The following is a 1,503-nucleotide window of genomic DNA, read 5'->3' as shown; positions in this document are numbered from 1 at the left end:
ATGAAAAAAAATGTAATTAAATTAATGATGGTCTCGGGACTACTTCTAACATTCTTAGGGTGTTCTGATGACTTTGTGAACGAAAACCCTGAAAGTGGTTTTCAGAACATCAACCAGCTTGGTGAAGCTGCGAGTAACAATCCTGATATCGTAACAGGTTTCATCGAGGGTGTTTACTCTACGATGTATACAACTGGTACTGGTGGTACCGGTGGGCATGATGACTTCGGTCATAAAGCCTATGACCTGTTTGCTGATTTCTTATCTAGTGATGTTGCCCTGTCCGTAAGTACTTATGGATGGTATAGAGCTAGTATTACTGAGATGCAGTGTACTGAAGATTTCACCTTTTTAGATAATTACCAAGTTTGGAGACACTATTATAGAATGATACGTGCTGCCAATACCGTAATTGAAACTTTAGGTGGTGATGAAGCTGATCCAGAAAATCTGGATAACAGAGCTACTCTTGGACAAGCTTTAGCTATGCGTGCTCATTCTTACTGGTATTTGACCCAGTATATGCAGAATGATTACAACCCTTCACAAGAGATTCTTCCAATCTATAGAACAGTAACTAACGTAGGTGTAGGTAAATCTACTGCTGCAGAGGTTTTTGCACTAATAGAAAGTGATCTTAACAGAGCCATCGTATTATTGGATGTATATAACAGACCAACTAAGACCCAGGTGAACAAGGAAGTTGCACAGGCTATGTTAGCTTATGCTATTGCTTCTCAACGTGATGTTTCTCGTATGGGCGAAGTTGTTGCGTTATGTGATGCTGTGATTTCTGGAACTGGTGCTACGGTAATGACCGCAGCAGAGGTTACAGGTGGTTTTAACAATGTGGCTACTCCAGGATGGATTTGGGGTGTAGACCTTAATGGTGATATCGGATTAAGACTTGTTTCTTGGTGGGGACAAATGGATGCGTTCTCATATAGTTATGCTTGGGCAGGTGATGCCAAGGCTATAGATCAAAACCTATATGATGCTATTCCTGCTGATGATGCTAGAAAAGCACAGTTCTTCCCGGGTTCAGGTTATTATAACCTAATGCCATTGGATAAGTTCTACGATGCCAGTAGAATTATCGGTGGACCAAGTGGATCGGTTGTAGCTGATTATGTATACATGAGAATTGCTGAGATGCACATCTTAAAAGCAGAGGCTTTAGCAAAAATGGGCCAGGATGGACCAGCTAGAACTGCATTGAGAGAGGTATTGGACCAACGTTTGCCAGACACATCTTATTTAAATGGATTGTCAGGAGCGGCTTTATTGGCTGAGATTCACTTACAGACGCGTATTGAGTTTTGGGGTGAAGGTAAAACATACCTTTCTATAAAGCGTAACCAGACATCAACAGGTGTGAGAGGAAGTAACCACTTATCTTTTGTTGGTGAATCATTTATGCATAATGATGAGCGTTTAACTTTTGAAATCCCTGAATTGGAAATTCAAAGTAACGTTTTCATTAACGAACAAAATTAATTAACT

At 40.3% G+C, this 1,503-nt stretch carries 1 protein-coding gene; it reads left to right on the top strand.

Features of this window, described 5'->3' with window-relative positions:
* A partial coding sequence (locus F1003_RS15460; protein WP_155090340.1) for a RagB/SusD family nutrient uptake outer membrane protein occupies positions 1–1,497 on the top strand: 1,497 nt, incomplete at its 5' end.
* Positions 1,498–1,503: the final 6 nt, after the last annotated feature.

Source organism: Winogradskyella ouciana (assembly GCF_009709615.1).
Lineage (GTDB): Bacteria > Bacteroidota > Bacteroidia > Flavobacteriales > Flavobacteriaceae > Winogradskyella > Winogradskyella ouciana.
Note: the sequence above shows the minus strand (reverse complement) of the source record. Positions and strands in the feature narration are given on the sequence as shown.